The following is a 3,208-nucleotide window of genomic DNA, read 5'->3' on the forward strand; positions in this document are numbered from 1 at the left end:
GACACGCTGTTGTGTGGGTCGTGCGGCTGGGAGCGAATCTGCCTAATAACCAGCTGAATGTGACCGGCGTCGACCATTGGGCGTGGCGTAGAAATCATCGCTACGGAACGATCGTGTATAATCTTGAGCGGCGGCGAGCCCTGACGCTCTTGCCCGACTGCGAGATTGCGACCGTGGAGGCGTGGATCGCCGATCATCCCGAGATCAAAATTGTCTTGAGCGACCGCGGCGGCGGTTACGGGGTGGTGACGAAGGCGTTGCCTCAAGCCAGCCAGGTCGCCGCCCATTGTCACCTGGACGCGGAAATCGATGCGCGCGATTCGCATGGCCATGGGCACCACCGCGGTCAATGGAAATCGTGCGCGATGCGTTGCGAACCGAGCGCGCGAGGGGCAGCCACAATGCCGGCGAATGGAAAACTCCGGCAGAGGCACTTGACGAGTTGCTGCCATGAGTGAACAAAGTCGGTGTTGCGACGACCGCTTGAATCCGTCTTGGCTGCCGCGATCGCTGTGATGGATAAGGCCGCCGCCGTGGTCGGGACGCCGATCATGGAGAGCTGTTACAGGGCATCGAGAACGAAACCAGCATGCGCGGTCCTGTTTGCCCGCCAGCCGACGATCCGGCGGGCATAGGCGTCGATAACGAAGGCCACGTAAACGAAGCCGATCCAGGTCGCGACATGGGTAAAATCCGAGACCCAGAGCCTGTTCGGTGCCGGGGCATGGAACTGGCGATTGACCTGATCGAGCGGCAAGGCGCCGCCTTGTCGCTCACTGTGGTGCGGATCAGCTTGCCGCGGATCGGCCCTTCAAGGCCCATCTCCCGCATCAGCCGGGAGATGGTGCAGAAAACGATGTCGAAGCCTTCCCGCCGCAACTGCCGCCAGACCTTGCGCACGCCGTAGACGCGGAAGTTCTCCTCGAACACGCGCCGCACTTCGATCGTCAGGACTTCATCCCGCTTCGCCCGGGCAGACCGCCGGAAGGGATCGCGCCGCTTGGCAACATGGCCGTGGTAGGTGGACGGGGCGATCGGCAGCACCTTGCAGATCGGCTCGACCCCATGCGCCTCGCGGTGATCGTCGATGAACGCGATCATGGGCTTGAACCGGCGGTCGAGCTCCGCCTGGGCAAAATACGCGGAGGCGTTGCGCAGGATCTCATTGGCCGCGTTGGCCTGCCTCAGCTCCCGGTTCTCTCGCTCCAGGGCTTTCAGCTTCTCGGCGACCTCGGTGGGAAGGCCGGCGCGGACGCCGCTATCCACCTCCGCCTTCTTCACCCACTCATTGAGCGTCTGCGCCGTGCAGCCGATTTGGCCGCGATCGAAGACACCACCGCCCAGCGCGATGGATGATCCTTCTCGTGATCGAGAACCAGTCGCACCGCGCGGGCGCGCACCTCGGGAGAAAACCTGTTCGTCGTCTTGCTCATGATGGCTCCTCTCAAGGTTGAAGCCTCCGGCAAACCCGGCGCGGGTCAGGATCCCCCTTCAGATGGCAGAAGATCAGCCGTAAGACTTGGGCATCACGACCGCTTTCTTGACGTGCGGCGTTTCGTCACTCAACATGCTCTAACTCTACCGAGCATGCCAGCCGGTCAAATGGCGATTCTGCAATTCCAAAGACCGAGAAGGAAGGGTCTGCGGTGGTTAAATGGTAGAGGCGTCGGAGTGTTGGATATCCATTAGGAATCCCGAATGCCTGCTGTGCCTCCTCTGAGGCTGGTGCGGCATCAACAAGCAGTTTTGTCTTCCGAAAGCGCCTCCCTTGATCGCGCAGTGCATCGCTTACAAACTTCTCTCCAAACTCATCAACGACTTTGTCGTTCAAAGAAAGCGGCAAGTAGGAAGTATCGAACATGATCGGCGTTTCCTCGGCCGATATAATTCGCCGTATGCAAAGCATTTTTCCGGTTGGTGCATCAAACTCACTGAAGGCTGGATTGCGGATTCTCTCCCTTGTCACCGATGTCAGTTGAATCGACGGTCTCTGCCCAAATCGCAGAGAATCTCCAGTTGATGTGACGCAAAAATTGAGGTCACGAATGAACCTGCGCCTCTCTCGTACAAAGATTCCAAGTCCAAGGACGGAACGCAGGATTCCTGTGGGTTGAAGGTCTCGCAGCGCACGCTTGATAGTTATTGCGCTTACACCGAACTCCTCGGCCAATGCAGCGACGGATGGCAGAGGTTCCCCTACCTTGTAGTCGTTTTCGGTCACTCGCCGCATGATCTCTTGTCGGACCTTTTCGTGCAGCGTAACCGTAATTGATCCATTCATTCAGCAATGTCCTAATAGGTATAGTAATCGCAAACTAAAGCGAGTTCCAAGTCGAGCTACGGCCCGATTGATCTGATCTTGCCGGAGATAAAAACCGGCCGACAGCTGCCGTCGTCAACATCGAGCGCGTGCCGCAGGGCAATTAGAAGAAGAACTCCGAACGAATACAGGGTTTTGCCGTGAACCAGACAGAGGCGGCACCATGCCCGATGGGAGACTTTGCGGCCGACAGCGTCGGCCTCGCGTTCTCGGCAGTTATGCCCCAATTGGCGATGCGATCGTATCCAGGATGGCGCTCTCTGCCGTCTCGACGTCGGAAACATGCTCGACCGCCTGCGAGCTTAACAGTCAAAGCCATCCCGATTTTGTGTCCGGAAGTCAAAAAAGAACAATTCAAGTTTAACTCATTATTTCGAGCCGACTGTACATGCAAGTATGTTCTGAGTGCCGACTGGGCCACAGTAGGTACCGCCTGTGTCCCAAAAGCCAGACCTTAGATAAACTTTTCTAGCTGTCATATTGCGAACGTTTACTGCAAGCATGAGGCAGTCGACCCCGGGTCGGTTGGTTAAAATCCATTGGGCGGCAAGTCTCATGGCTTCCCTACCATATCCACTGCATTGATATGCAGAACCCACGCGAAGGCTGTGCAAAGTGATCACGTCTGGTGGTGCCCACTCCGGCACTGCCGCTTTTTCACGCAGGACAAAAAATCCAACAGCTTTATCGCGGACGACGATCGAGAAGGGATGCTCAAGTTCGGGACAAGAGCTATTTCGAAGCTCCGAGAACACCACGTCCAACGAGTCCACGAACTGTTCCTGCTCGGGATTAAGCTTCAAATGGACGACTGCAGCGTCATCAAAGCGAGACAAAGCTCTCAAGGTCGCACCGCACGCTTCGGAAGTAGGTGTATTCGCCCTGCGG

3 protein-coding genes, 1 pseudogene and 1 other annotated feature are annotated in these 3,208 nt (G+C 57.4%); of the genes and pseudogenes, 1 reads left to right on the forward strand and 3 read right to left on the reverse strand.

All coding sequences use genetic code 11. The annotated features are described in order from the left end of the window. Positions 1-458: transposase (locus tag EOA79_RS30955; RefSeq protein ID WP_245489975.1), on the forward strand; the 458-nt coding region annotated here is incomplete at its 5' end. Positions 459-494: 36 nt separating this feature from the next. Here EOA79_RS30955 and EOA79_RS30960 read toward each other — a convergent pair. The 3 genes and pseudogenes from EOA79_RS30960 to EOA79_RS30970 form a co-directional block, all read right to left on the reverse strand. After that, positions 495-1,433, reverse strand: a pseudogene (locus tag EOA79_RS30960) (IS3 family transposase); the annotation flags it as partial. Then, positions 1,027-1,144, reverse strand: a sequence feature (AL1L pseudoknot). It overlaps the preceding pseudogene by 118 nt. A gap of 125 nt (positions 1,434-1,558) precedes the next feature. After that, complete coding sequence (locus EOA79_RS30965) at positions 1,559-2,281, reverse strand: GntR family transcriptional regulator (RefSeq protein ID WP_128161196.1); 723 nt, start codon at positions 2,279-2,281, stop codon at positions 1,559-1,561. A 407-nt stretch (positions 2,282-2,688) separates the two neighbouring features. Next, a partial coding sequence (locus EOA79_RS30970; RefSeq protein WP_164894031.1) for a GNAT family N-acetyltransferase occupies positions 2,689-3,208 on the reverse strand: 520 nt, incomplete at its 5' end.

The sequence above is a fragment of the Mesorhizobium sp. M1A.F.Ca.IN.020.03.2.1 genome, assembly GCF_004023205.1.
Classification (GTDB): Bacteria; Pseudomonadota; Alphaproteobacteria; order Rhizobiales; family Rhizobiaceae; genus Mesorhizobium.